The organism is Mycobacterium sp. DL440 (assembly GCF_011745145.1).
In the GTDB taxonomy this organism is placed as follows: Bacteria; Actinomycetota; Actinomycetes; order Mycobacteriales; family Mycobacteriaceae; genus Mycobacterium.
Genome location: NZ_CP050191.1, coordinates 4,465,198 through 4,492,178, shown reverse-complemented (window position 1 = coordinate 4,492,178; position 26,981 = coordinate 4,465,198). Strand labels below are relative to the sequence as shown.

The 26,981-nt window shown below is 64.3% G+C and carries 19 protein-coding genes; 10 read left to right on the top strand and 9 right to left on the bottom strand.

Annotation, left to right across the window (positions count from 1 at the left end):
• Window positions 1–12 precede the first annotated feature (12 nt).
• On the bottom strand, window positions 13–6,231 hold the full coding sequence (gene pks2, locus HBE63_RS21980; RefSeq protein WP_243858764.1) for a type I polyketide synthase: 6,219 nt from the start codon (window positions 6,229–6,231) through the stop codon (window positions 13–15).
• Between the two features lie 515 nt (window positions 6,232–6,746).
• Here pks2 and HBE63_RS21975 point away from each other — a divergent pair.
• From HBE63_RS21975 to HBE63_RS21950, 6 genes are all read left to right on the top strand, one after another.
• Complete coding sequence (locus HBE63_RS21975; RefSeq protein WP_166906631.1) at window positions 6,747–8,483, top strand: AMP-binding protein; 1,737 nt, start codon at window positions 6,747–6,749, stop codon at window positions 8,481–8,483.
• 22 nt (window positions 8,484–8,505) lie between these two features.
• Window positions 8,506–9,303, top strand: a complete 798-nt coding sequence (locus tag HBE63_RS21970; RefSeq protein ID WP_166906630.1) for an alpha/beta fold hydrolase — start codon at window positions 8,506–8,508, stop codon at window positions 9,301–9,303.
• A gap of 372 nt (window positions 9,304–9,675) precedes the next feature.
• Window positions 9,676–10,086, top strand: a complete 411-nt coding sequence (locus HBE63_RS21965) for an MmpS family protein (protein ID WP_305848721.1) — start codon at window positions 9,676–9,678, stop codon at window positions 10,084–10,086.
• Complete coding sequence (locus HBE63_RS21960) at window positions 10,083–12,989, top strand: RND family transporter (RefSeq protein ID WP_166906629.1); 2,907 nt, start codon at window positions 10,083–10,085, stop codon at window positions 12,987–12,989. Before HBE63_RS21965 ends, HBE63_RS21960 begins: the two co-directional genes overlap by 4 nt.
• Window positions 12,986–15,859, top strand: a complete 2,874-nt coding sequence (locus tag HBE63_RS21955; RefSeq protein WP_371815050.1) for an RND family transporter — start codon at window positions 12,986–12,988, stop codon at window positions 15,857–15,859. Before HBE63_RS21960 ends, HBE63_RS21955 begins: the two co-directional genes overlap by 4 nt.
• A 257-nt stretch (window positions 15,860–16,116) precedes the next feature.
• A complete protein-coding gene (locus HBE63_RS21950; RefSeq protein WP_243858212.1) occupies window positions 16,117–16,335 on the top strand; it encodes a hemophore-related protein in 219 nt (72 codons plus the stop codon).
• A gap of 6 nt (window positions 16,336–16,341) precedes the next feature.
• Here the strand turns inward: HBE63_RS21950 and HBE63_RS21945 are convergent, their stop codons facing one another.
• Complete coding sequence (locus HBE63_RS21945; protein ID WP_166906627.1) at window positions 16,342–17,259, bottom strand: IclR family transcriptional regulator; 918 nt, start codon at window positions 17,257–17,259, stop codon at window positions 16,342–16,344.
• A 111-nt stretch (window positions 17,260–17,370) separates the two neighbouring features.
• Here HBE63_RS21945 and HBE63_RS21940 point away from each other — a divergent pair, with 111 nt between their 5' ends.
• The 3 genes from HBE63_RS21940 to HBE63_RS21930 are packed head-to-tail and all read left to right on the top strand — an operon-like array spanning window position 17,371 to window position 20,429.
• Window positions 17,371–18,498, top strand: coding sequence for a hypothetical protein (locus tag HBE63_RS21940; protein ID WP_166906626.1), 1,128 nt, complete (start codon window positions 17,371–17,373; stop codon window positions 18,496–18,498).
• Between the two features lie 3 nt (window positions 18,499–18,501).
• Entirely contained in the window at window positions 18,502–19,284 is a 783-nt protein-coding gene (locus HBE63_RS21935) for an SDR family oxidoreductase (protein WP_166906625.1), read from the top strand.
• Window positions 19,281–20,429, top strand: coding sequence for a sulfotransferase (locus HBE63_RS21930; RefSeq protein ID WP_166906624.1), 1,149 nt, complete (start codon window positions 19,281–19,283; stop codon window positions 20,427–20,429). The genes HBE63_RS21935 and HBE63_RS21930 overlap by 4 nt, the downstream gene beginning before the upstream one ends.
• Window positions 20,430–20,432: 3 nt before the next feature.
• Here HBE63_RS21930 and HBE63_RS21925 read toward each other — a convergent pair whose 3' ends face one another.
• The 3 genes from HBE63_RS21925 to HBE63_RS21915 all read right to left on the bottom strand — a co-directional run bounded on the left by HBE63_RS21925 (window position 20,433) and on the right by HBE63_RS21915 (window position 22,819).
• Window positions 20,433–20,915, bottom strand: coding sequence for a hypothetical protein (locus HBE63_RS21925; protein WP_166906623.1), 483 nt, complete (start codon window positions 20,913–20,915; stop codon window positions 20,433–20,435).
• Window positions 20,915–22,075 carry a Rieske 2Fe-2S domain-containing protein gene (locus HBE63_RS21920; protein ID WP_166906622.1) on the bottom strand — a complete coding sequence of 387 codons (1,161 nt, stop codon included), beginning with the start codon at window positions 22,073–22,075 and terminating at the stop codon, window positions 20,915–20,917. The genes HBE63_RS21925 and HBE63_RS21920 overlap by 1 nt, the downstream gene beginning before the upstream one ends.
• A 108-nt stretch (window positions 22,076–22,183) precedes the next feature.
• A complete protein-coding gene (locus HBE63_RS21915; protein ID WP_166906621.1) occupies window positions 22,184–22,819 on the bottom strand; it encodes a hypothetical protein in 636 nt (211 codons plus the stop codon).
• Between the two features lie 61 nt (window positions 22,820–22,880).
• Here HBE63_RS21915 and HBE63_RS21910 point away from each other — a divergent pair, with 61 nt between their 5' ends.
• Entirely contained in the window at window positions 22,881–23,405 is a 525-nt protein-coding gene (locus tag HBE63_RS21910; protein ID WP_166910061.1) for a gamma carbonic anhydrase family protein, read from the top strand.
• A gap of 28 nt (window positions 23,406–23,433) precedes the next feature.
• On the opposite strand, the gene HBE63_RS21905 is transcribed toward HBE63_RS21910, so the two are convergent.
• The 4 genes from HBE63_RS21905 to HBE63_RS21890 are packed head-to-tail and all read right to left on the bottom strand — an operon-like array spanning window position 23,434 to window position 26,978.
• Window positions 23,434–23,853, bottom strand: a complete 420-nt coding sequence (locus HBE63_RS21905; protein ID WP_166906620.1) for a nuclear transport factor 2 family protein — start codon at window positions 23,851–23,853, stop codon at window positions 23,434–23,436.
• Window position 23,854: 1 nt separating this feature from the next.
• Window positions 23,855–24,733, bottom strand: coding sequence for a TIGR03619 family F420-dependent LLM class oxidoreductase (locus tag HBE63_RS21900; RefSeq protein WP_166910059.1), 879 nt, complete (start codon window positions 24,731–24,733; stop codon window positions 23,855–23,857).
• A 2-nt stretch (window positions 24,734–24,735) separates the two neighbouring features.
• Window positions 24,736–25,917, bottom strand: coding sequence for a thiolase domain-containing protein (locus HBE63_RS21895; protein ID WP_166906619.1), 1,182 nt, complete (start codon window positions 25,915–25,917; stop codon window positions 24,736–24,738).
• Window positions 25,917–26,978: a thiolase domain-containing protein gene (locus HBE63_RS21890; RefSeq protein WP_208301487.1), complete on the bottom strand. Its 1,062-nt coding sequence runs from the start codon at window positions 26,976–26,978 to the stop codon at window positions 25,917–25,919. Before HBE63_RS21890 ends, HBE63_RS21895 begins: the two co-directional genes overlap by 1 nt.
• Between the last annotated feature and the right edge of the window lie 3 nt (window positions 26,979–26,981).

Below are 26,981 nucleotides of genomic sequence, written 5' to 3'. Positions count from 1 at the left end.
CCATCCGGCATGTCAGGTCGCTCCTGCGGGCAGGAGCTTTTCGCACAGCAGGTCGGCCAGACCGTGAACGGTGGTGATTCCTGTTGCCGAGATCCGTATTCCGGTTTCGTTCTCGATGCGGGTTCGTAGTTCGAGTGCTCCCAGTGAATCCATGCCGTACTCGGAGAGGGGCCGGTCGGGGTCGACACTGCGGCGCAGGATCACGCTCACTTGATCGGAGATGACATGCCGCAATTTGCCGGCCCACTCTTCCGGGGGCAGCTCATCGAGTTCGGCGTGCAGCTTGCTGGTGCCCGTTGAACTTTGGCCGGTTGATCGGAATGCCTCGCCGAACGGGCTGCGTTCGGCGAACATGCTCAACCAGGGCGCGCCCGTGATCGGCGCATAGCCGGTATACGCCCGGTCGTGACGCAGCAATGCTTCGAACGCATACGCACCTTCGTCGGGCGCAATGGCGATTCCGGCGCTTTCGGCCAGGTCGGTCCCGCGGCCGATCTTCCCCCACGCGCCCCAAGCGATGGCGGAGCCCGGTAATCCCTTGGACCGGCGCCACAAGCTGAAGGCGTCCAGCCAGCTGTTGGCCGCGGCATAGGCCCCCTGCCCGGGTGAACCGACCAGCGCCGCCGCCGACGAGAACGAGCAGAACCAGTCCAGAGGCTGGTCGGCGGTCGCAGTGTGCAGATTCCACGCGCCGTAGACCTTTGGTGCCCAGTCCCGCTCGATGAGCTCGTCGGTGATGTTGGTCAGCGCAGCATCCTCGATCACCCCCGCCGCGTGTAACACCCCCCGCACCGGAAGCCCATCGGCGGTCGCCACTGCCACCAATCGTTCCGCGGTGCTTGCTTCGGCGATGTCGCCGCACTCGACCAGTACGTCGACACCGGTCGCGCGGATGCGATCGAGGATCTTCGACACCGGTGCGCTCGGCTGTGACCGAGAGGACAGCACGATACGTCCGCACCCGTTGGCTGCCATTTTCTCGGCCATGAACAACCCAAGGCCTCCGAGTCCGCCGGTGACGATGTACGCGCCGTCCGTCCGGTACACCCGCACCTGAGATGGCGGAACCACAAGCCGGGTGGAGCCGGTGTGCGGTATGTCGAGCACGAGCTTGCCGGTGTGTTGGGCACCGCTCACCATCCGGATGGCGGTGGCGGCGTCGGCGAGCGGATAGCGGGTGAACTCGGGCATCGGCAGGTCGCCCTCGGCGCTCAGCAGATACACCGTCGACAGCAACTCCCGCAGCTGGTCCGGATGGCTGACGGACATCAGCGCCAGGTCGACGGCGTAGAACGAGAGGTTGCGCCGGAAGGGGAAGAGTCCCAACCGGGTGTCACCGTAGATGTCCCGCTTGCCGATCTCCACGAATCGTCCACCGAACGCCAGCAATTCGAGGCCGGCCCGCTGGGCGGCGCCGGTCACCGAATTGAGCACGATGTCCACCCCGTAACCCTGGGTGTCCTGGCGTATCCGATCGGCGAACTCCAGGGTCCGGGAGTCGTAGACGTGCTCAACGCCCATGTCCCGCAACAACTGCCGCCGCTGCTCACTGCCGGCCGTAGCGAAGATCTCCGCGCCGGCGGCGCGGGCGATGGCCATCGCGGCCTGGCCGACCCCGCCGGTGGCCGAGTGGATCAGCACCTTGTCGCCCGCCTTGATGCGGGCCATGTCGTTGAGGCCGTAGTAGGCGGTGGCGGTCGCGATGGTCAGTGCCGCTGCCTCGGGGTCGGACAACCCGGCCGGCAAGGTGGTGGCCAGGCGGGCGTCGCAGGTGACGAACGTACCCCAACAGCCCTCGGCACACAGACCGCCCACATGGTCACCGACCTTGTGGTCAGTGACGTCGGGTCCGACCGCGGTCACCACCCCGGCGAAGTCGATGCCGAGGTGGGGAAGTCGGCCGTCGAAGGCGGGGTAGCGGCCGAAAGCGACCAGTACATCGGCAAAGTTGATGCTGGACGCGGTCACTGCGACCTCGATCTGGCCCGGTCCCGGCGGAACATGTTCGCAGGCTACGAGTTCCATCGACTCCAGGTCCCCGGGCGTGCGGATCTGCAGCCGCATCCTGTCGCGTTCATGATGCGAAATGGTGGTCTGCCGCTCCTCGGGACGCAGCGGGGCGAGGCACAGCCGGGCGGCGTACCACCGCCCGTTGCGCCATGCGGTCTCGTCCTCATCGGACCCGCTGAGCAACTGTGCGGCCAATTGATCCACGTCGACGGTCTGGTCCACATCGATCTGCGTGGCGGCCAAATGCGGGTGTTCGGTACCGATGACGCGGATCAGGCCGCGTAGCTCGGCCTGCTCCAGATTGGCCACATCGCCGGCCACCACTGTCTGCGCATTGCGGGTCACGACATACAGGCGGGGCAGTTCACCGCGGATCTCCGGCAATTCGCGGGTCATGTGGACCAGATGGCGTACATATTCACGCCCCAACAGCGGCGACTGTTCGGCGTGGTCACCGTCATTCGGCGCCGCCACGATGACCACTCCGGTGAATCGGCCGGCCCGTAGATGACTGGCGAGCTGCGCGCAGGTGAGTGAGTCGTCAGCCTGGTTGGGCCAACTCATGCTGGTGCACAGTGCGCCAAGGTCTTTCAGGATGTCGCACAGCTTGTCGGCGACCACGTCCGCGCCCGCAGCGGCGCTGATCACCAGCCACGAGCCGGCATCGGGGTATTCCACCTCCGGCAGTTCCCGCTGACGCCATTCGACGGCGAGCAGTCTCTCGCTGAGAACCTGGTCGTCGTGCGCGCTGGCGGATACGCCGGTCCCCAGGCGTAGTCCCTGCACACTCAGCAGCACAGCGCCGTCCGGGTCGAGGACATCGATGTCGGCCTCGATGCCCGTGGTGTCAGCGGCGGTCAACCGCGTGTAGCAGTAGTGCGCGTTGCGGGCCGGGCCGTACGTGCGTAACCGTCGCACCCCCAGCGGCAACCCCAGCACGTCTCCGCCGAGCGCCTGGACATCGGGATGAGCCTCGACCGATTGGAAGCAAGCATCCAACAGCGCCGGATGCACCCCGTACGCGTCCTGTTGTGAGCGGATCGAACGGGGGAGCGCCACCTCGGCGAGCACCGTGCGCGCCTCTGCCTCGCCGGTGTACACGGTCACGAGACCGGTGAACGCCGGACCGTACTGAATACCATGCCGGCCCACTCGATTACGCACCTCGGTGCCGTCCTCGGCGCAGGGATGAGCGGTCATGATCGCAGATATGTCGTAGCTGGGCGGAATCTCATCCGCCGCGGCCCGCAGGACAGCCGTTGCGTGCCGCGCCTGCTGGCCCTCCACGTCGGTTTCGACGGTGAAGTCGGCGACGCCGGGAGACGATACCGTCGCCGAGGCGCCGACCACCGTCTCCTCGTCCAGCAGCAATGCCCGCTCGAACCGGATATCGCGGACTTCTGAGACCTCACCTACCACGGTCCGGGCGGCAGCCAGCGCCATCTCGCAGTACGCGGCGCCAGGAAGCACCGGGACCGAGCGAACCTGGTGATCTGCGAGCCACGGCTGGGCGGCGGTGCCGACATCGGCCTGCCACACGTAGCGTTCCGGTTCCTCGTGCAATCGGACGTTGGCTCCCAACAGCGGATGCACTGCGATGGTGCAACCGCCGTGGGTCGGCGCTTCCTGGCCGCCGCCGCTGAGCCACAGCCGGCGGTGCGTCCAGGACGGTAGCGGCGCGTCCACCAGCTGACCACTTGGGCACAGCACTGAGAAGTCGACCTCGGCGCCGGCACTGTGAAGGTCGATCAGGAGCCCGCGCAGGCCGTTCGGCATCGAAAGCTGTCGGCGCATCGCGGCCAGGGCGGCCATCGGCGTTTCGCGGCCGGCGGCGGTCTGTTCCAGGGCGCGGGTGAGCAGCGGATGCGGCGAAAGCTCGGCGAAGACGCGGTGGCCGTCCTCCAGCGCAGCCTGTACCGCGGTGGCGAAGCGCACCATCTTGCGCATGTTGGTCACCCAGTACTGGGCATCGCACACCGGCTGCTCCCGTGGGTCGAACAGGGTCGCCGAATAGAACGGGATCTCCGGTGTCAGAGGGTTGAGATCTGCGAGCGCCTCGGTGAGATCGCTGACGATCGGTTCCACCTGAGGTGAATGGAAGGCCACATCGACGGGGACTACGCGGGCCATGATCCCGCGTTGTTCCCAGTCCGCCACCAGGTCTCGTACCGTCTGTGTGGTACCTGCGACGACAGTGGATTGCGGCGAAGCCACCACCGCCACCACAACGTCGTTGATGCCCCGGCCGGTCAACTCCGAAAGCACCTGTTTGGCAGGCAGTTCCACGGCCGCAGTGGCGCCCTTGCCGGCGATTCGGGACATCAGTCGAGACCGGCGGCAGATGAGTCGCAGCCCGTCCTCGAGTGAAAGTGCCCCGGCGACGACAGCTGCTGCGCCTTCGCCCAGGGAGTGGCCGATGACCGCACCGGGGTGCACGCCATGTGCCCGCATGGTGGCGGCCATGGCGACCTGCATGGTGAACAATGTCGGCTGCAACCGGTCCTGGCCGCTGACGGTTTCCGGCGACGACATCGCCTCGGTCACAGAGAATCCCGACTCTGACGCGATGATCGGTTCGGCCTGCGCCACGGTGGCGGCGAACACCGGCTCGGTCGCCAGCAGATCGGCGCCCATTCCCGCCCATTGCGAACCCTGACCGGAGAACACCCATACCGGTCCTCGATCGTCGCGCCCCACGGCGGCTTGATAGGGGGTATCGCCGTCGGCGACCTCCCGTAAGGCGGAAACAAGTTCCGGTCGGCTACCCGCGCTGACGGCGGTGCGTACCGGCCGATGGACGCGACGACGGGCCAAGGTGTAGGCCAGATCCGTCAGGTCGACATCGTCGTGTGCTCGTATCCAGTCGGCGAGCCGGCCCGCGGTGCGGCGCAGCTCTTCGGCCGAGGTGGATGACAGCGGGAACAGCAAGGACGCAGGCGACTGGGCCGGTTCGGATTCCGACGCCGGTACCGGGGCCTCCTCCACGATCGCGTGAACGTTGGTACCCGAAAGTCCATAGGAGGACACTGCTGCGCGCCGGGGGTGGTGCCCGTTGGTGCACCACGGTGTGGCCTCCTGCGGGACAAAGAGATTGGTCGGAATCTCGGCGAGCTTGTCGGGCAGGCGGGTGAAATGCAGGTTCTGTGGAACCTCGCCGTGCTGCACGGCGAGGACCGCCTTCATCAACCCGACAAGACCCGAGGCCGCCTGGGCATGTCCGAGATTGGTCTTCACCGACGCGAGTGCACAGGGGCCGTCGATGCCGTAAACCTTGGCCAGACTGGCGTATTCGATGGGGTCACCCACCGGTGTCCCGGTGCCGTGCGCCTCGACCATTCCGACGGTGCCGGGATCCACCCCGGCTGCGGTCAGGGCCGCCCGATAGACCGCGGTCTGGGCGGCTTCCGACGGGGTCGCGATGTTCACGGTATGACCGTCTTGATTCGCAGCTGTTCCACGTACGACGGCGAGGATGCGGTCGCCGTCCCTCATGGCGTCGGGCAGCCGTTTGAGCAACACCACGACACAGCCTTCACCGCTTACGAACCCGTCGGCCGCGACATCGAAGGCGTGGCAGTGCCCGGTCGCCGACAGCATGCCCTCGGCTGAACCCGAAGCGAACTTGCGCGGGTCCAATGCGAGTGTGGCGCCGCCCGCCAGAGCGAAATCGCTCTCGCCCTCGTGCAGGCTGCGACACGCCAGGTGGACCGCCGTCAGGCCGGACGAGCACGCTGTGTCTACCGTGAGCGCAGGGCCATGCACACCGAGCGCGTAGGCGATCCGGCCGGAGGCCAGGCTGAAGTTGTTGCCGCTGAAGCCATATGCCGCTTCCAGGACCTGAGCGTCGGCTGCCAGCATCTGGTAGTCGGCGTGCGTCAGTCCGACGAACACGCCTGTCAGTGAGTCGGCAAGCACATCACGAGTGAGTCCGGCGTGCTCCATGGCTTCCCAGGCGGTCTCCAGCAACAATCGCTGCTGCGGATCGAGTGCGACACTTTCACGTTCGTTGATGCCGAAGAACTCAGCGTCGAAGCCGGCAACGTCGTCGAGGAACGCACCCCACTTCGACACCGACCGACCGGGCACCCCAGGCTCCGGGTCGTAGTATTCGTCGGCGTCCCAGCGGTCAGGCGGAACCTCGGTGACCAGGTCATCGCCTCGAATCAACGCCTCCCACAGGCGCTCGGGGGAGTCGATGCCACCCGGAAGCCGGCAGGACATGCCGATGACGGCGACTGGGGTGACCGGTGCGGCGGGTCCGCGGGTCGCGCCGATACCGGCATCCGCTCCTGGAAGCCCCCCACGCCCGATTTCGGATGCATTCAACTGCCACTCCTCCCGGCAAGCCTTTCCGCGGTTCATCCGCGATGAGGCTGGATACCTGCATTCGTACGCCGAGCCGCAGAATTTGATCGCTGGTCGCGAGCGTCCATTAACGGCTCAACGCCCGTCGCGGGCGCTCACAAACGTTAACAGTATGTTCGCTGCGCAAAGTTGTCTCGCGATCGGATCAATCCACAGGTGAGATGTAGGCGATTTCAACTACTTCGGGCCCTTTCGCCTGCTCAAGCCTTAACAGTCAAGATCAGAGGCATTTCGCCGCTTTCGTGTCAGTGTTTCGCTCACTTTGGCACGTTGGCGCGGAATGACGTGGATGTGATTCGTAAGGCTACTCAAATTTAGTTTGCTGGCTGTTCCGGATATCTCGGCACGCTTACCGCGATAGTCTGACTTCCGTGGGCGAGGCTTCCATTTTGACGCTGCTGCAAGAACGTGCTGGTCTGCAGGGCGACGACACTGCGGTGACGTTTGTTGACTACGAAAATGATTGGGACGGCTCGGCGCAGAGTTTGACGTACTCGCAGCTGTACCGGCGGGCGTGCGCCGTTGCGCGAGAACTCGGCAAGTCCGGCTCAACCGGTGACCGTGCGCTCATACTCGCGCCACAGGGGCTGGACTACATCGTCGCCTTCTTCGGCGCGATGCAGGCGGGGCGAATGGCCGTTCCGCTGGCGGTTCCGCTCGGGGGGGTTAGCGATGAGCGGGTCAGCTCGGTGCTCCAAGACGCGGCGCCAACGGTCATCCTCACCACCTCGGGGGTCGCCGGCATAGTGGCCGAGTATGTGAGATCGGATTCCGTGTGGGCTCCGGCGATCGTCGAGGTTGACACGCTGGATTTCGGTGCCCCGGCAGGCGGTGGGTTGGGGAACGAAAGTGCGACGGACACAGCCTATTTGCAGTACACGTCCGGTTCGACCCGGCGGCCGGCCGGAGTGATGATGTCGCACCGAAACCTGCTGGCCAACTACGAACAGTTGACGTCGGGCTACTTCGCGGAATTCAACAATGTCATTCCCGAAGGCTCCACCATCGTGTCCTGGCTGCCGTTCTATCACGACATGGGCTTGTATCTGGGGGTGTGCGCGCCGGTGCTTGCCGGAGTGCCGGCCGTGCTGATCAGCCCAGTGGCGTTCCTGCAACGTCCCGCCCGGTGGATGCAGATGCTGGCCACGAACGGTCGCACCTACACGGCCGCACCGAACTTCGCGTTCGAACTGGCGGTGCGCAAGACATCGGACGACGACATGGCCGGGCTTGACCTGTCGAATGTGCTCGCCATCATCACGGGTAGCGAACGAGTGCACCCGGCAACACTCGAGCGGTTCACCCAGCGGTTTGCCAGGCACAACCTGGACCCGGCGGTGATACGACCTTCCTACGGGATGGCTGAAGCCACGGTGTACATCGCGACGCGGGAATCGGGTAAACCGCCGGCCATCGTGCGCTTCGAATCGGAACCGCTGACCGCCGGTATTGCGCAGCGCTGCCAGAACGGGGTAGGTACACCCCTGGTCAGCTACGGTATTCCCGCCTCGCCGACGATCAGGATCGTCGACTCCGAGACCCACGCCGAGTGTCTACCCGGAAGCGTCGGGGAGATCTGGGTGTACGGCGACAACGTCGCAAGCGGCTACTGGAACAGGCCGGATGAAACCGAGTCAACCTTCGGTGCAAGGATTGCCGCTCCGGCAGTGGGTACGCCAGAAGGCCCTTGGTTGCGTACCGGGGACTCGGGATTCATGTTCGACGACGAGTTGTACGTCATCGGCAGGATCAAGGATCTGCTGATCGTTTACGGGCGTAATCACTCTCCCGACGACATCGAGGCGACGGTCCAGGAGGTCAGCCGCAGCCGGTGTGCAGCCATCGCGGTCCCGGACGGCCCTACCGAAAAGCTGGTCGTTATCATCGAATTCAGGAAGCGGCCGGAGTCACCCGATGTGCCCGCGGAGCAACTCTCAGCCGTCAAGCGTGATGTGACCTCGGCCATCTTCAACACACACAGCCTGGGAGTGGCAGATCTTGTTCTGGTGCCGCCCGGTTCGATCCCGATCACCACGAGTGGCAAGGTCCGGCGCGCCGCCTGTGTCGATCAGTACCGGCAGGGCGAATTCGCCAGGCTGGACGCGTGAGTGCCTGTTCGGGGAATGGAAAGTGAACCTTGCCTACGCCGATCACGGCGGCGACGGGGAGCCAGTGTTGTTCATCGCCGGTCAAGGCGGGGTCGGTCGGACCTGGGATCTCCATCAGGTACCCGCATTCCGCGCCGCCGGATATCGGGTGATCACCTTCGACAACAGGGGTGTGGGCGCAACATCGGAAACCGACGGCTTCAGTTCGGCGACGATGGTCGCTGACACGGCCGAGCTGATCGAGCGACTCGATATTGCCCCGGTCCGGGTGGTGGCAGTCTCGATGGGCTCATATATCGCACAAGAATTGATGCTGCACCACCCTGAATTGGTCAGTCAGGCTGCGTTGATGGCTACCCGGGCACGTCACGACCGTACGCGGGAATTCTTCCGTACCGCCGAAGAGGACCTGGCCAGTGCCGGGGCGCGGCTACCCGCCACCTATGATGCGAAACTTCGCTTGCTTGAGAGCTTTTCACCGAAAACGCTGAATGATGAGGAAGCCGTACGTGACTGGATCGACATGTTCACCAGGTGGCCGGCGAAGGTGACACCGGGTATTCGCGCCCAGTATGGCGTCGCGCCGCAGAGCGATCGGAGACCCGCCTACCGGACGATCACCACCGACGTCCTTGTCATCGGATTTGCCGACGATCTTGTGATGCCGCCGTATCTGGGAGCAGAGGTGGCAGACGCGTTGCCCAACGGGCGATATCTCGAGATCGCCGATGCCGGTCACCTCGGTTTCCTGGAGCGGCCGAACGCGGTGAACGCGGCAATCCTGGACTTCTTCCTCGTCGATGCCTGCGGCCGTGCGTAGAAACCACGGAATTGTCATGGCCCACAGCTGTCCCGCAGCGATTGCCCAGGGACGCGAGACTATTAGCTGCGTTAAATTCCGTTCCCACTTCGACGGTGTGCGATATGCATTACGATCCCGTATCACCTTGGGAATGGACCGATATGGAGGTGGCCTGAGTGATGTACTTGTCAGGTTCGAACTGTCCTGCCCGAGCTATCGTGTGTCTGCCGTGACCACTCCGCCTGGCTGGATTCGAATGCCAACCGCATCAGTATTGCCGATGTCTCGCCGAGGATTGCGGTCGATGTGCTTCGCCGGCTCCTGCGGCGTGGATGGTCCGGACTAGACCGCGGATTCAGGGGGTACTTGATAGTGGGGGTTCTGAAGCGGGTGTGGATTCCGCTGTTGATATTGGTGATCCTGGGTGCCGGAGGATTCACCGTTCTGCGGCTGCATCGTGTTTTCGGCTCTGAGACCCGCCCTGCTTACGCCGACACCGAACTCGGAGAACGCAAGCCCTACGACCCTAAGCAGTTGGTGTACGAGGTATTTGGCCCGCCCGGGACCGTCGCCAACATCAGCTACTTCGACGTCGACGCCGAGCCGCAGTTCGTCGAAGGGGCAACCCTGCCATGGTCATTGAATTTCCCGATGAGCGAGGCCACATCGATGGTCAATGTCATCGCGCAGGGTGACAGCAACACAATCGGTTGCCGCATCATCATCGATGACAAGGTGAAGTCGGAAAGAGTCGAGAATGGCGAAAGCGCTTTCACCTACTGCCTTCTGAAGGCCGCATGAGCAGCCCGACGACGAGCCCGGCTCCTGGTCCGACTCCGGAGGCCAAACCGCCGTTCATCCCGAGGATGATCCGCGTGCTGGCGGTGCCGATCATCCTCGGCTGGTTGGTGATCGCATATGTGTTGAGCGCCGTCGTACCTCCGCTGGAGCAAGTGGAGAAGGAGCACTCCGTATCGCTGATCCCCAACGACGCGCCATCGTTCGAGGCGGTCCAACGCATGGGGAGGAACTTCCACGAAGCGACCTCGAACAGCGCGGCGATAATCGTGCTGGAGGGCGACCAACCACTCGGTGATGAGGCACACCGGTATTACAACGATCTGATCCGCCAGCTGAAGGCCGACCCGACCCACGTGCAGCATGTGCAGGATTTCTGGGGAGATCCGCTCATGTCCGGCGCGGCGCAGAGCGCCGACAACAAGGCCGTGTACGTCCAGATGGGTCTCGCGGGCGACCTTGGCCAACCGCTGTCGAATGAGTCCCTGGAAGTGGTCCGGGGCATCGTCGACCGAAGTTCACCTCCTGCGGGGGTCAAGGCATATGTCACCGGGCCGGCGGCGATGGTCGCTGACCTGAGCGCGAGCGGCAACAAGACCGTCCTCCTCGTGACGGGCCTGAGCCTCGCGGTGATCCTGACGATGCTGCTGTTCTTCTTCCGCTCGATCTTCACGGCCGTGATCCTGCTGTTCCTGGTGGGCATCCAGCTGCAGGTGGCCCGAGGAGTGGTGGCACTTCTCGGCGATCAGGGCCTGATCAGCCTGTCAACCTATGCGGTCAATCTTCTGGTGACTCTCGGCATCGCAGCCGGCACCGACTACGGCATCTTCTTCGTCGGGCGCTACCAAGAGGCGCGCCAGGCCGGCGAGGAGAAGGAACTGGCGTTTTACACCACCTACCGCAGCGTCGGCAAGGTGGTGCTGGCATCTGGATTGACCATCGCCGGTGCCGTTTTCTGCCTCAGCTTCACCCGCTTGCCGTACTTCCGGACCCTTGGCATTCCGTGTGCCCTCGGCATGCTCGTGGCGGTTGCGGTGGCACTGACGCTGATCCCGGCGGTCCTTGCGCTGGGCAGTCGATTCCGATTGTTCGAGCCCAAACGCAAGATCATTGCTCGCCGATGGCGCCGCATCGGCACGGCAATCGTTCGTTGGCCTGCACCCATTCTCGTCGCCGCCTGTGCAGTGTCATTGATCGGGCTGTTGGCGCTGCCCGCATATCAGGCCGGCTACAACGACCAGAAGTATCTACCGAAAGACATTCCTGCCAATGCCGGGTACGAGGCCGCCGGCAGGCATTTTCAGCAGTCGCTGATGGCCTCGCCCGATGTGTTGCTGGTCGAGGCTGACCATGACATGCGGAACTCGTCCGATTTTCTGGTGCTGAACAAGCTGACCAAGGGCATTCTGGCCGTCCCCGGGGTGGCCCGCGTGCAGGCCGCGACCCGGCCGGAGGGTATTCCCCTCAAGCACACGACGATTCCGTTCATCATCAGCGCCTCGAATGCCGGCCAACTGCAGCTCTTGCCGTTTCAGAAGGCCCGCATGAACGACTTGCTCACCCAGGCCGACGAGATTTCGAAGACCATCGCCGTGATGCAACGCATGTACGGCTTGATGCAGCAACTCGCCGTCACGACCAACAGTCTGGTGGGCAAGACACACGAACTCGAAGACACCACGCTGGAGCTGCGGGACCACATGGCGGACTTCGACGACTTCTGGCGCCCTGTGCGCAATTACCTGTACTGGGAGCCTCACTGTTTCAACATCCCGCTGTGCTGGTCCATCAAATCGCTTTTCGAGGCGCTGGACGGTGTCGACAAGCTCACCGTCTCGATGCATCAGCTGATCGGCAACCTCGATCAGCTGAACATTCTCATGCCGCAGATGATCGCCCAGTTTCCAGCCATGATCGCCACAATGGAGAGCACCCGGACCATGATGCTGACGATGCGCAGCACCATGGCGGGGATCCTGGCTCAGATGGACGAGATGTCCGATGGCGCAACGGCTATGGGCCGAGCCTTCGACGATGCCCAGAATGACGATTCTTTCTACATCCCGCCTGATGTATTCAAGAACGCGGACTTCAAGCGGGTCATGGACGTGTTCTTGTCGCCGGACGGAAAGACGGCGCGTCTGCTCATCTCGCAGCGAGGCGATCCGGCGACGCCCGAAGGCATTTCGCGGGTCGGCCCGATCAGGACTGCGGCCGAGGAGGCGCTCAAGGGAACACCGCTGGAGAACGCCAGGCTCTATCTCACGGGCAGCTCGGCGATGGCGAAAGATCAGGTGGACGGGTCGACCTATGACCTCCTGATCGCGGGTATTGCCGCACTGTGTCTGATCTTCATCATCATGCTGATCATGATTCGGAGTCTGGTTGCCGCAATGGTGATCGTGGGAACGGTCGCGCTGTCTCTCGGTGCGGCGTTCGGCATGTCGGTCCTGATCTGGCAGCACATCCTCGGCATCCAGTTGAACTGGATCGTGCTCGCGATCGCACTCATCATCCTGTTGGCGGTCGGTTCCGACTACAACCTGTTGTTGGTGTCCCGGATGAAAGAGGAGATCCCGGCGGGCATCAATACGGGCATCGTCCGCGCCATGGCCGGCAGCGGCAAGGTGGTGACGATCGCCGGTCTGGTGTTCGCCTCAACCATGTTGGCGATGTTGGCCAGCGATGTGCGCACCATCGGCCAGGTCGGTTCCACCATCGGTATCGGTCTCCTATTCGACACCCTGGTCGTACGTGCCTTCATGACACCGTCCATCGCGGCCCTACTGGGCCGATGGTTCTGGTGGCCGTTGCACGTTCGGCAGCGACCGGCCAGTGCGCTGCTGAGGCCCATCGGGCCCCGACCGCTGGTCCGTTCCCTGTTGCTCAATCCCGACGAACGCTGACCGTGGTGCGTAACGGGCCACCGCGTATTGCGAGGACGATTCACCGGTTGGCGGTGCCGATCATCCTCGGCTGGTTGGTGTTCGTCGCGGTTGCGACCTTCGCCATTCCGTCGCTCGAACACGTCGGCCGGCAGTATTCGGTGTCGCTGGTCCCCAAAGACGCCCCGTCGTTCCATGCGATGCAACGCATCGGCAAGAACTTCGGCGAATCGGATTCCGACAGTGTGGCGATGATTGCCGTCGAGAGCCAACAACCTTTGGGCGACGAGGCGCACCGCTACTACGACGACCTGATGCGGCAGTTGAAGGCCGACACCCGCCACGTGCAGCACGTGCAGGACTACTGGGGCGATCCCCTCACCGCGCCGGCGGTCCAGAGCGCAGACAACAAGGCCGTTTATGTCCAGCTGAATCTGGCTGGTAACCAAGGCGAACCCTTGGCGAACGAGTCAGTGGAAGCCATTCGCGACATCGTGGCTCGCACACCGGCTCCGCCGGGAGTGAAGGCCTACGTCACCGGTCCCGCGCCGTTGGTCGCAGACATGAACCACGCCGGGGACAAATCCATCATCAAGATCACCATCGTCACTCTCGTGGTGATCCTTACCATGCTGCTCCTGGTCTACCGTTCCGTGGTCACCGCAGTCCTCCTTCTCGTCATGGTGGGGATCCAGGTTCAGGCCGCTCGTGGGGTGGTCGCGTTCCTGGGTCTGCACCAGGTCATCGGGCTGTCCACGTTCGCGGTCAACCTGCTGGTATCGCTGGGCATCGCGGTGGGAACCGACTACGGCATCTTTTTCCTCGGCCGATATCAGGAGGCACGGCAAGCCGGCGAAGATCGGGAAACCGCCTTCTACACCACATATCGGAGTGTGGCGAAGGTCGTCCTGGGCTCTGGGCTGACCATCGCCGGAGCCATCTTCTGCCTGAGTTTCGCCCGACTGCCCTACTTCCAGACGATGGGCCTTCCGACCGCGGTCGCGATGGTGGTCGCGGTCGCCGTCGCACTCACGCTCGTTCCGGCGGTGCTCGCGGTGGGCGGTCGTTTTGGGCTCTTCGAACCCCAGCGCAAGATCAGCGTCCGGCGGTGGCGGCGGCTAGCGACGGCGATCGTCCGATGGCCGGGACCCATTCTCGTCACCGCCTGCGCAATCGCACTGACCGGGTTGTTGGCTCTACCGGCTTATCAGACGAGCTACAACGACCGCCTTTACGTACCTGCCGACATTCCGGCCAACGTCGGGTATGCGGCGGCCGAGAGGCACTTCCCGCAGTCCCGAATGACGCCTGACATCATGATGGTCGAAGCCGACCACGATATGCGCAATCCATCAGATCTGCTGATCTTGAACAAGGTGGCCAAGGGGATTTTCGCCGTCCCGGGCATATCGCGCGTGCAGGGGATAACCCGACCCGAGGGCAACCCGATCGACCGGACTTCGATACCGTTCCTGCTCAGCTTGCAGAGTGCCAATCAGAAACAGGTAATGCCGTTCCAGAAGGATCGGATGAAGGACCTGTTGAAACAGGCAGATGATCTGACCACAATGATCAACGTCACCCAGCATCTTTCCAGTGTGGGTCAGCAAATGGCCACCACGACACATCGAATGACGGTAAACACGCGCGAGTTGGAAGCTGTCACCGATGAGCTACGGGACCACGTCGCTGATTTCGACGACTTCTTCCGGCCGATCCGCAACTATTTTTACTGGGAGCCGCATTGCTTCGACATCCCATTTTGTTGGTCGACAAGAGCCCTGTTCGACTCGATCGACGGGGTCGATGCGGTCTCTGACAAATTGCGTGAGCTCAGTCAGGAGACCGACAAGCTCGATGTGCTGATGCCGCAGTTGATGGCGCAGTTCCCGAAGATGATCGCGAGCATGAAGGCGATGAGAGCCTCGATTCTGACCATGCACAGCACCATGGCCGGCACCCTCGCGATGATGGATGAGATGAGCGCGAACGCCACGGCGATGGGCCAGGCATTCGACGCCGCCCGAAACGACGACTCCTTCTACCTGCCGCCCGAAGTCCTCCAGAACGAGGACTTCAAGCGTGCGATGACCCTGTTTTTCTCGCCCGACGGGAAGTCGGCCCGCTTCATCATTTCGCATCGCGGGGATCCCGCGACACCTGAAGGCATCTCGCGGGTCGACGCGGTGGTCAAGGCGGCCGAAGAAGCGTTGAAGGTCACCCCGTTGGAGAGCGCCAAGATCTACTTGGCCGGTACCGCACCGACTTTCAAGGACATGCGGGACGGCTCGACCTATGACCTCCTGATCGCGGGAGTCGCTGCGCTGTGCCTCATCTTCATCATCATGTTGCTGGTGACGCGCAGCCTGATCGCTGCGCTGGTCATCGTTGGCACGGTGGCGCTGTCGCTGGGTGCGGCCTTCGGGCTCTCGGTGCTGATCTGGCAGCACATTCTCGGGATAGACCTGCACTGGCTCGTGCTCGCGATGTCCGTGATCATTCTTTTGGCGGTCGGTTCCGATTACAACCTGCTGCTGGTGTCGCGGATGAGAGAAGAGATCGGCGCGGGGATCAACACCGGCATCATCCGCGCCATGGGCGGTAGCGGCAAGGTGGTGACGACCGCGGGACTGGTTTTCGCGTTCACCATGATGTCGATGGTGGTGAGTGATCTGCGGATCATCGGCCAAGTGGGTTCCACGATCGGCATAGGCCTGCTGTTGGACACGTTGGTGGTGCGTGCGCTCATGACGCCGTCCATCGCCGCGCTACTGGGACGTTGGTTCTGGTGGCCGCAGCGGGTGCGCCAGCGGCCGGCAAGTGCGCTGTTGAGGGACACGGCTCCCCGGTCGGTAGCTCGCTCGCTACTGCTTCCGCCCGACGAACGCTGATTTGCCTGCGCCTGTTCTGCATAGCGGCGACAAATCGACAAATTGGGCAAATGGCAGAATCTTCGGTCGGTGTAGCAAATTGCCAAAACCCTAAGCGCATTCACTTTGGGCGGGTAGAGTCCCGGGCATCGGGGGGAGGAGGTCTGCGCATGATTGAACTATCGCCGATCAAAGTGGCTGTCGCCGTCGGCGTTTTGGCAACATCCCTGTCTGCCGGCGCGGGGGTCGCGTCTGCAGATCCCAGGCTTGATTCGGCTGTGAACACCAGCTGTAGCTATTCGCAGGTGATGGGTGCGCTCAATGCGCAGAGTCCCATGGCCGGCGCTTCACCGGCAGTGCAGTCGGTTCTGGGGCAGTTCCTCGAGGCGCCGCGGGATCAGCGTCAGCGAATGGCCGAGGGCATCGCTGCTCAACCGGCCAATCAGCCTTATCTGGGGTTGCTGCAGACGGTCTTCGACACTTGCAACAACTTCTGAACGGCTTCACCGCGTCGGCTTGATGCCGCCCAGCTGTTCGGTCAACGCGTCGGCCGTGGCCACCAATGCCCGGGCCCGATCGGCGATCTCCTTGTCCGTCAAGGCCGTTCCGATGTGCAGTGACACTGCCATCACCTGACGCCGGTAGTGGTCGAAGACTGGCGCCGAGATGACGCTGATATCCGAACGGATGCGGCCACTGTGCACACCGGGTGGCTCCTCGTCGCGCAGGTACACCCGCTCGCCGATGTCGGAGACCAACTCGCTCAGCAGCGCCCGGAGCTCGTCGGGCAGGTTGGTCGACATCCCTGCCATCAGCGCGTAGAGCCTGCGGCCGCCGGGGGTCAGGCGCTCCACCAGATATCCGTCAGCGCGGCAGCTTTCGATAACCCGTTGTAGCCGGGCAGATTCGGTGCGCAGCGGGATGGTCGGTGCCTTGGCCAGCCAGGCCCGCAACGCGGCGTCGTCCCACAGCACGAACATCAAGCCGACCGGCGGCGCGAACGGATAACTCTGCCCGACCCGTACGCCGGCGTCGCGGCCGGGCGGTCCGACGACCTCCAGCACGGTGATGCGGTCGTCGACCACGGCGGTCAGGCCCGCGGAGGTATCGAAAGTGGCTGACAGCGCGTGCAACTCGGCTCGGGCGGCCGGGTTGACGCGCATCGACTCCTGTGCCGCGTGGCCGAGCGAGATCAGGCTCGGCCCAAGGCGGTACGTCTTGTCTTCGCCGTCCCGGATCAGGTAGCCCGATTCGGTGAGGGCGCTCAGGATGCCCAGGCAGGTCGGTTTGCTCAGTCCGACCCGGCGGGTGAGTTCGGAGAGCCCGAACCGCTCCTGCGGGTGGCGGGAGAGGAAATCCAGGATGGCCACCACGCGGGCAGTGGGTGGTGAGGCGCGGCCGGCCGGCTCGGCGTCTGACATCGATCCTCCCTGGCGACAAACGGGCGTTGACTCGAATTGGAACGCGTTCTAGTGTCGGGTAGGAAACTCTACCACTGCGGTCCAATATTGGACCGAGAGAGCAGATGCTGGATGTACTCACAACCACTGGCCGACGCCATCGCCGAGGCGGAACGCCTGGTGACCGCCGCGCCGTTCATCTCCTCGGACGCCGATCTCCTCGAGGGCCTGCAGTACCTGGCCGGATGCATCGCGGCGTGCACGCACGTCGCATTCGACTACGACCGCGAACACCCGTTCCTGCACAGCGGAACCGGGCCGTTCACGAAGATGGGCCTGGACAACCCCGACACCATGTACTTCGGCACCCGGGTTCAACCCGGCCACGAGTACGTCGTCACCGGACGGCGGGGCACCACCACCGACGTCAGCTTCCAGCTGCTGGGCGGCGAGTACACCGACGCGAACGTTCCGGACAGTGAGACCGCGTTCGACGATCGCAAGCTCGACATCGCCGCCGACGGCACCTTCGAGTGGCGGTTCAGTCCGGCCACGCCTTCGCAGCTGGTTATCCGCGAGGTTTACAACGACTGGTCGGCGCAGCGCGGCACCTTCGCGATCTCGCGTACCGACACCGCCGGCACCGCGCCGGCGCCGCTGACCCGGGAACTCATCGAGAAGCGCTACGCCACTGCGGGTAAGCAACTCGTGCAGCGGGTCAAGACCTGGCTGCAGTTCCCGAAGTGGTTCTACGACAATTTGCCGGTCAACGAGCTGACCGCACCGCGCCTGACTCCCGGCGGGTTGGCCACCCAATACTCGTCGGTCGGGCACTACGACATGACACCGGACCAAGCGATGATCATCACGCTGCCGGTGTCGGATGCGCCCTACCTGGGCTTCCAGCTGGGTAGTCTCTGGTACATCTCTCTCGACTACATCAACCACCAGACCTCGCTGAACGGCACTCAGGCGCAAGCCGACCCGGACGGCAAGATCCGGATCGTGGTGTCCGAGAACAATCCCGGGGTCACCAACTGGTGTGAGACGTTGGGCCACGCCAAGGGATACCTGCAGTTCCGCTGGCAGCGGGTCTCGCGTGAGCTGACCGCCGAGGACGGGCCGACCGCAGAGTTGGTGGACATCGGCTCGCTGGCCGAGAAACTGCCGTATTACGAGAGCAACAAGATTTCCGACGACGAGTGGCGAGCGCGGATTGCGCTGCGTCAGAAACTTATTGGCGAAAGGATGGTGGGCTGACCGATGGCCGGACTGCTCGAGAACAAGGTTGTCGTCATCAGCGGTGTCGGGCCCGGGCTCGGGACGACGCTGGCCCGCCGATGTGCGGAGAACGGCGCCGACCTCGTGTTGGCCGCCCGCACGGTGGAGCGGCTCGAGGACGTGGCCAAAGAGGTGACGGCACTGGGCCGGCGCGCGCTCGCGGTGGGCACCGACATCACCGACGAGGAGCAGGTTGCCAACGTGGTGGCCCGCACCATGGAGGAGTACGGCAAGGCTGACGTGTTGATCAACAACGCGTTCCGGGTGCCGTCCATGAAGCCGTTTGCGAACACCACCTTCGAGCACATGCGGGACGCGATCGAGCTGACCGTGTTCGGCGCACTGCGCATGACCCAGGGCTTCACTCCGGCCCTGGAAGCCGCCAAAGGCTCCGTGGTGAATGTGAATTCGATGGTCGTGCGGCACTCGCAGGCCAAGTACGGCGCCTACAAGATGGCCAAGTCGGCCCTGCTGGCCATGTCCCAGACCCTGTCAACCGAGCTGGGGGAGAAGGGTGTCCGGGTCAACTCGGTGCTGCCCGGCTACATCTGGGGTGAAACTCTGGAGGGCTACTTCAACCATCAGGCGCAGAAGTACGGCACCACCGTGGAGCAGATCTACAACGCGTCGGCGGCCGGTTCGGACCTCAAGCGGCTGCCGACCGAGGACGAGGTAGCCTCGGCGATCCTGTTCATGGCCAGCGACCTGTCCAGCGGCATCACCGGCCAGGCCCTCGATGTGAACTGTGGAGAATACAAAGCATGAGCACTGCACGCACAAACGTCGGCACTGTCGAGGATCTGCACGCCTCGGCGGTAAAGGCGTGCGGTCTGGAGGATTTCGGCGCCGACGACGACAACTACACCGAAGCACTCGGGGTGCTGCTGGAGTCCTACCAGCGCGACGCCGATCTGACCGAGCTCGGCAGCAAGATGCAGCGCTTCTTCACCCGGAATGCGCTGGTGGCCCGTCTCGTCTCGGAGGCCGCGTTCAAGCAGTACCCGCAGCACGTCGACGTACCGATCGAGCGGCCGATCTTCGTCACCGGTCTGCCGCGCACCGGGACCACGGTGATCCACCGGTTACTGGCCGCGGACCCGATGCATCAGGGTTTGGAGATGTGGCTGGCGGAGTTCCCGCAGCCGCGGCCGCCGCGGGAAACCTGGCCGGACAACCCGGTCTTCAGTGCGCTCGACGCCCGGTTCAAGCAGGCGCATGAGGAGAACCCGGATTACACCGGGCTGCATTTCATGACCGCGGATGAGGTCGAGGAATGCTGGCAGTTGCTGCGTCAGTCGTTGCACTCGGTGTCCTACGAGACGCTGGCCCATGTACCGACCTACTCACAGTGGCTGGCCCACCAGGACTGGACCAAGCCGTATGCGCGGCACCGCAAGAACCTGCAGTTGATCGGCCTCAACGAGGCCGAAAAGCGTTGGGTGCTCAAGAACCCCAGTCACCTGTTCGCTCTCGATGCGTTGTTCGCCACGTATCCGGATGCCCTCGTCGTCCAGTGCCACCGCCCGGCCGAGACCATCATGGCCTCGATGTGCTCGCTGTCGCAGCACACGACCGCCGGCTGGTCCAACACGTTCACCGGGAACGTGATCGGCGAAGACGCCATGGAAACCTGGTCGCGCGGCCTGGAGCTGTTCAACACCGAACGGGCCAGGCACGATCCGGCCCAGTTCTGCGATGTGGACTACTTCGAGTTCATCAAGGATCCGATCGGTGCGGTCGAAGGCATCTACCGCACGTTCGGGATTGACTTCACCGATGCCGCGCGGCAGGCAATGATCGACAGTCACAACGCCAGCAAGCAGGGGCCGCGCGCACCGAAGCACACCTACTCACTGGCCGACTACGGGTTGACCTCCGAGACGGTCAAGGAGCGGTTCAAGGGGCTGTGAAAATCAGCCGTCGCCGGGAGAGGGGGCGGAGGACACTTCCTCCAGGCACCCTTCGGCCACCGCATGTTTGATGCTGTCGGTCAGTCGCGGGCATGACCGGACCCGGGCCGGATCCCCACCGGTGGAACGGATCTCCTCGAAAGTCGCACAGCGCTGCACCGCCTCGGAATTCCACTGCACCGAAGTGTGTTCCGCGCTGAGCTTCTTCACCTGGACCGCCACGTGGCAGAACCGGCAGTCCACCGACACCAGGCCTGAGGTCAGGTAGCGCTCGCGGTCGCGTGCGCTGGACTCGCGGACCGCGGCGGCGCGTTGCGGATCGGACGCGAAATCCGGTGCCTTGGACCATGACCCGGACGATGAACCCGCACTGCTGCCGCTGCCGGCGTGATGATCGTCATCGTCATGCGCGCCGTGCAGCAACAGCATCGAGCGGGCCAGGTCCTCGACATCGGGGGCCTGGCTCCGCTCGTTGCGTGTCGTCATCAGGACTGCGCTGTTTCTTTCTCGGCCGACTTCTGCTCGGCCTGGATCCTCAGGTTCTCCTCAACCTCCACATGCCACTTCTCGTTGGCCGCGGTGGTGTCGATCTCCATCTCGAAGCGGTCGGTCATGTCCGGCGTCACATCGGCGACGTCGACGTAGAACTGCTGGTACCAGCGGCGCATCTGGTAGACGGCGCCATCCTCTTCGACCAGCAGGGGGTTGTCGATGCGGGTCTTGTGCTTCCAGATCTCGACGTCCTGCATGAAGCCCTGGCTGACGCCCTCGGTCATCGCGTTGGCCAGCTTCTGGGTGGTCTTTTCGTCCATGCCTTTGGGCTTTTCGACGATGACGCCCCACTGCAGCATGAATGCGTCCTGGCTCACGGGGTAGTGGCAGTTGATCAGGATCGACTCGGCCTTGTAACCGGCGTAGTTGTTGTGCAGCCAGTTGATCATGAACGACGGGCCGAAGTAGGAGGCTTCGGAATCCAGGTGGGACTCCCCGTACTGGGTGCCCATGCCGCCGATGTCCTGACGGCCCACGTTGTGCAGGTACTGCGAGGCGATGTGGCCCTCGAAGACGTTCTTGAAGTACGTCGGCAGACCGTAGTGGATGTAGAAGAAGTGCGCCATGTCGGTGACGTTGTCGATGATCTCGCGGCAGTTGCTGCCCTCGATCAACATCGAGTTCCACTGCCACTCGGTCCAGTCGTCGCTGGCCGCCTCGGGGATCTCCGGGATCTGGACCTCGGGCTGCGGGTCGTTGCCCTCGTGGTCGTGCCAGACGAACAGCAGGCCGCCGCGCACGTCGGTGTGCCAGGCCCGGGTGCGGGCCAGCCGCGGGGTGCGCTTGGCGTAGGGGACGAGCTTGCACTTGCCGTCGCCGCCCCAGCGCCAGTCGTGGAACGGGCAGGCGACGGTGTCGCCCTTGATGGTTCCCTGCGACAGGTCGCCGCCCATGTGCCGGCAGTACCCGTCGAGGACCTTCAGGTCGCCTTCGGAATCGGCGAATACAACCAGCTTGGTGCCGAATGCCTCAACAGAGTGTGGCTGACCGTCGCGGAAATCCTTGACCGGTCCCAGGCAGTGCCAACCCCGCGCGTAGCGGTCTGGCAGGGCGCCGGTGTCGATCTCTCTGATGCCGGCATGTTCGGTAGTCACGGTGGGCCTCCCGTATCGGTGCTCTCTAACTAGAACACGTTACAGTTTTTTGCGGCCTTCTGGCAATAATTAAGGCGTGACCTGGGGCATACCCATCGTGAACGGGGGTTACTCGCGCTCCGGAAGGCCGATTCGCAGAGCAATCTGTTGCATGCGTCCGACGCTGGCCACCGTCTGCGGTGGCACCGGATCGTCAGGGTTGCTGTCGAACTCGAGGCGCACCACCGCGCGCCCCTGGGTGTACATCAGCAGCGTCACCGCCTTGGAGCCGTCGGGCGCGGTCCCCGCGATGACGGTGCCGTTCGAACCCACGGGCACCGGTTGCGGTTGCCCGCCGGTCACCATCGTGCTGACGGCCGCGGACGCCTGCTTGAGGGTCGCGGAGGCGGTCGCGGCATCCGGGTAGATCAGGATCGTGTCGGCGATCGCCCTGGTGTCGTCGGCGTTGACGAACAACGCGCTGGCTCCGGACTGACCATCGGGATTGACGTTGCTCGACCGCGCGGTGAACGTGTCCGGCGGAATGCTGACATCTTCGGCCTGCAGCAGCAGGTGGCTGTAGTCGGATGCCTCCGGTTTCGATGATTTCGGCGCTGCGGCAGAGGACGACGGGGACGGCGTGGCCACCCACGGCGTACTCGGTGAATCAGCGGCTGGAGAGCACGCTGCGGCCGTGCCGACGATGGCCGTGGCAAGGCCGATGGTGAGCAAGAACTTGGGGCGGGTTGTTGTCGTGAGCGACATAGTTACTGTTCAGGGTACGCGTCGTCGCGCTGACGCCAGTTTCCTGCGGTATATGTGGACGATGCCGCTGTATTCGTTCGAGGGCCGCTCGCCCGTGGTCGACCCAAGTGCTTTCGTGGCCCCGACGGCGACTTTGATCGGCGACGTGACTGTCGAGGCGGGAGCCTCGGTGTGGTTCAACACCGTGCTGCGAGGCGACTTCGCCCCGATCGTCATCCGTGAGGGCGCCAACGTCCAGGACGGGTCTGTGCTGCACGCGCCACCGGGAATCCCCGTCGACATCGGGCCCGGCGCGACCGTGGCCCACATGTGCGTAGTGCACGGCGCACACGTGGGCGAGGAGGCACTGATCGCCAACCACTGCACGGTGCTCGACGGGGCGGTCATCGGGCGACGCAGCCTGATCGCGGCACATTCCCTGGTGGTCGGGGGCACCAAGATTCCCGACGAGGTGTTGGTCACCGGCGCGCCCGCAAAGATCCGCGGACCCATCGCGGGCACCGGCGCACAGACCTGGGTGCAGAGCAATCCGGCGGCGTACCGGGAGCTGGCCCAGCGTTACCTGTCGGGGCTCGCCGAGCTCTAGCTACCCTTCGCCGCCGCGTGAGCGCTGGCTAGCCTTCGATCTTCTCCGCGCTCGCGCGGTCCACTTCCCAGAAGGCCCGCAGCGCGACCATCTGACCTTCGTCGTTCACGCGGTAGGTGAACACACCCGGGGTGGTGATCCGGTGCCCGCCCATGGTGGTGACGATGCTGCCGACGTTGGCTTCCTCGTTGCCGCACTGGAACGTGTCGACGAAGTTGAACTTGAGGTTGTCGGTCGGGGCGATGGCCTTGTCCCAGAACGCGGCGATGGCTTCCTTGCCCCGGTGACCATTGCCTTCGGGGTCGAAGAACGACGGCCCGATGGGGTCCTGCACGATCGCGTCGTCGGCGAAATTGTCCAGCCAGGCCTGCTTGTCCCGAGCGGCCACCGCGTCCCGGGATCGCTTGCCGGCCAGGTGGGCTGGATGCTCAGGGTTGGTGATGGCCATCTCAGTCCTGCCAGCCGGAGCGGATGTAGGTGTCGGCGAACCGCTTGAGTGAATCCTGCTTCTTCTCCAACGGAGCATCGAAGCCCAGGCCCTCGAGCATCCACGGGATCACGATGTTGTCGGTGATGCCGGCGGCGGCCAGCTCGCGGTGCCCGTCGAGGTCGAACTTGTCGATGCACACCGCCTGGAACTCGAAAGGCACATCGGCCCGGCCATATTCGCTCCGCAGCGTATTGATCGCCGCCACCGTCTCGCCCAGCTGTGTGCACGTCATCATCGCGCTGGTCCAGCCGTCACCGACCCGTGCCGCCCGCTTGAGGGCCACCGGGGTGTGCCCGCCGACGTAGAACGGCACGGGCTCCGACGGTGCCGGGCTCATCTGCAGGCGTTCGAAATCGTAGAACTCGCCGTGGAACTCGACCATGCCACCGCCGAGCACGAGCTTGAGCACCTCGATCATCTCGTCTACGCGCGCGCCACGCTTGGCGAACGGCACCCCGCACCACTCAAATTCCTCTGGTGCCCAGCCGATTCCGACGCCGAACCCGAACCGGTTGTTGGTCAGGTTGGCCACCGAACCGACCTGGCGGGCCAGCAGCAGCGGGTTACGCGAGCCGAGCTTCATGACGTTGGTGTAGAACCGCAACGTCGAGGTCGCCGCACCCATCGACGCCGCTGCGATCAGCGGGTCCACCCATGGGGTCTCGGCATTCCACATCCGGGACCCGTCGGGGGTGTACGGATAGTCCGCGGCCTGCTTCTCCATGTAGAACAGCGAGTCGGGCAGCGCGATCGAATCGAACCCGACTTCCTCTGCGGTGCGGGCCAATCCGGTCAGATGCTCGAGCGGGCCCATGGCCACGCTCAGGGTGTACTTCATGGTCATGACGTGGCGGCAGGCTTGTCGCTCGAAACAACCCACATCGAGTAGTACTGCGCCCCACCGCCGTAGGCGTGGCCAAGTGCCTTGCGCGCACCCTCGACCTGATGGTCGCCGGCCTTACCCATGACCTGGATGGCCGATTCGGCGAACCGGATCATTCCGGATGCGCCGATCGGGTTCGAGCTCAGCACACCACCCGAGGCGTTGAACGGGATCTTCCCGCCGATGGCCGTCTCGCCGGCCTCGGTGAGCTTCCAACCCTCGCCTTCGGCGGCAAAACCGAGGTTCTCCAACCACATCGGCTCGTACCAGGAGAACGGCACGTAAACCTCGGCCGCGTCGATCTCGTCGATCGGGCTGGTGATGCCGGCATCGCGCCACAACGCGGCGGCCGCGTCGCGGCCGGCCTGCGGATTGACCTGGTCGCGACCGGAGTAGGCCAGCGGCTCGGTCCGCAGGGCGGTGGCGTGGATCCACGCCACGGGATGCCCGTTGGCGAGATGAGCTTCCGCTGCGTCTTCGTTGCCGATCACCATGGCCGCCGCTCCGTCGGACGACGGGCAGGTCTCGTCGTAGCGGATCGGATCCCACAGCATCGGAGAGGCCATCACCTTCTCCAGGGTGATGTCGGGCTGGTGCAGATGGGCCAACGGGTTCTTCGCGCCGTTGAGCCGGTCCTTGACCGCCACCATCGCCCCGATGTGGTTGGGCGCGCCGGAGCGCCGGATGTAGGACCGTACGTGCGGGGCGAAGTATCCGCCCGCCCCGGCGCCGACGGGCTTGGTGAAGGGAACCGGAATGCTCAACGCCCACATGGCATTCGATTCCGACTGCTTCTCCCACGCCATGGTCAGCACACGCTTGTACTTACCGGACTGCACCAGGCTGGCCGCCACGATCGCGGTCGACCCGCCCACCGAGCCTGCGGTGTGGACGCGGATCAGCGGCTTGTCGGTCGCGCCGGTGGCGTCGGCCATGAACAGCTCGGGCATCATCACGCCCTCGAAGAAGTCGGGCGCCTTGCCGACCACCACGGCGTCGATGTCGTCGAACGTCGAACCGGAATCCGCGAGCGCCCGGTCGATGGCCTCGCGCACGAGACCGTTCATCGAGACGTCGTGGCGCTTGGCGACGTACTTCGTCTGCCCGGTGCCCAGGACCGCGGCGAGATTCTTAGCCATTATTTGCCCTCCAGGACCGCGACGAGATTCTGTTGCAGCGCAGGGCCGCTCGTGGCATGCGCCAGGACGCGCTGCGCAGAACCGTCGAAAATGTGCTGCGCGGCGAAACCGATGCGTTCCAGTCCGGCCGAGAACATCGGGTTGGCGGCAAGGGCGCCGCCAGACGGATTGACCTTCGTCGACGAACCCAGCCCGATCGCCTCGGCGAGGATCAGTTGCTGGTGGGTGAACGGGGCGTAGATTTCCGCGATGTCGATCGAGCCCGCGTCGCCACCGGTGGCCACCTTGGCCGACGCAGCAGTCGAGGGCGAGGTGGTCAGGTCCCGCGCACCCAGGATCGGCGTCTCGATCCGGTGCTCGAAACCGGTGATCCAGGCCGGGTTCTCGCGGAGTTCGCGGGCCCTGTCGCCGGCGGCCAGCACGATCGCGGACGCACCGTCGGTGATCGGGGCGATGTCGTGACGGCGCAGCGGGTCTGCGAAGAACGGTTGGGCCAGTAGGTCGCTGATGGTCCCGGTTACTGCCACGTTATCGGTACGACCGGCCGCGGCAAAGGAATCCAGCGCCACCTGAGCCATCTGCTCGGCGGTCCACTTGCCGGCATCCAGGCCGGCCCGCGCCTGCAGGCCTGCCATCGACACCGAGTCCGGCCAGAGCGGCCCGACGGTGTAGGGGTCGGTCTGCATGGCCAGCACCCGGCGCAACGTGCCGGCGGACGACTTGCCGAAGCCGTACACCAGCGCGGTCTCCACCTGGCCCGTCAACAGCTTGATGTAGGCCTCGTACAACGCCCAGGCCGCGTCCATCTCGACGTGCGACTCGTTGATCGGCGGGATCGCGCCGATCGAGTCGATCGCGGAGATGAACGAAAATGCGCGGCCGGCAAGGTAATCCGAAGAGCCCGAGCACCAGAATCCGATATCGGTCTGCTTGAGGCCGAGTTCTTCATAGAGCTTGTGGAAACACGGCATCAGCATTTCGACGCCATTGGTAGTGCCGTCGGTGCGACGGACGTGGGGCGCGTGCGCGAAGCCCACCACTGCGATATCAGTCATTTGCAGGCC

What these genes read in the sequence shown, in the direction of transcription:
- pks2 (WP_243858764.1), bottom strand. Translation starts at nt 6,231, where the DNA reads ATGTCCTGCCGGCTTCCGGGTGGCATCGACTCCCCCGAGCGCCTGTGG.
- HBE63_RS21960 (WP_166906629.1), top strand. Translation starts at nt 10,083, where the DNA reads ATGAGCAGCCCGACGACGAGCCCGGCTCCTGGTCCGACTCCGGAGGCC.
- HBE63_RS21945 (WP_166906627.1), bottom strand. Translation starts at nt 17,259, where the DNA reads ATGTCAGACGCCGAGCCGGCCGGCCGCGCCTCACCACCCACTGCCCGC.
- HBE63_RS21940 (WP_166906626.1), top strand. Translation starts at nt 17,371, where the DNA reads ATGTACTCACAACCACTGGCCGACGCCATCGCCGAGGCGGAACGCCTG.
- HBE63_RS21935 (WP_166906625.1), top strand. Translation starts at nt 18,502, where the DNA reads ATGGCCGGACTGCTCGAGAACAAGGTTGTCGTCATCAGCGGTGTCGGG.
- HBE63_RS21930 (WP_166906624.1), top strand. Translation starts at nt 19,281, where the DNA reads ATGAGCACTGCACGCACAAACGTCGGCACTGTCGAGGATCTGCACGCC.
- HBE63_RS21925 (WP_166906623.1), bottom strand. Translation starts at nt 20,915, where the DNA reads ATGACGACACGCAACGAGCGGAGCCAGGCCCCCGATGTCGAGGACCTG.
- HBE63_RS21915 (WP_166906621.1), bottom strand. Translation starts at nt 22,819, where the DNA reads ATGTCGCTCACGACAACAACCCGCCCCAAGTTCTTGCTCACCATCGGC.
- HBE63_RS21910 (WP_166910061.1), top strand. Translation starts at nt 22,881, where the DNA reads ATGCCGCTGTATTCGTTCGAGGGCCGCTCGCCCGTGGTCGACCCAAGT.
- HBE63_RS21905 (WP_166906620.1), bottom strand. Translation starts at nt 23,853, where the DNA reads ATGGCCATCACCAACCCTGAGCATCCAGCCCACCTGGCCGGCAAGCGA.
- HBE63_RS21900 (WP_166910059.1), bottom strand. Translation starts at nt 24,733, where the DNA reads ATGAAGTACACCCTGAGCGTGGCCATGGGCCCGCTCGAGCATCTGACC.
- HBE63_RS21895 (WP_166906619.1), bottom strand. Translation starts at nt 25,917, where the DNA reads ATGGCTAAGAATCTCGCCGCGGTCCTGGGCACCGGGCAGACGAAGTAC.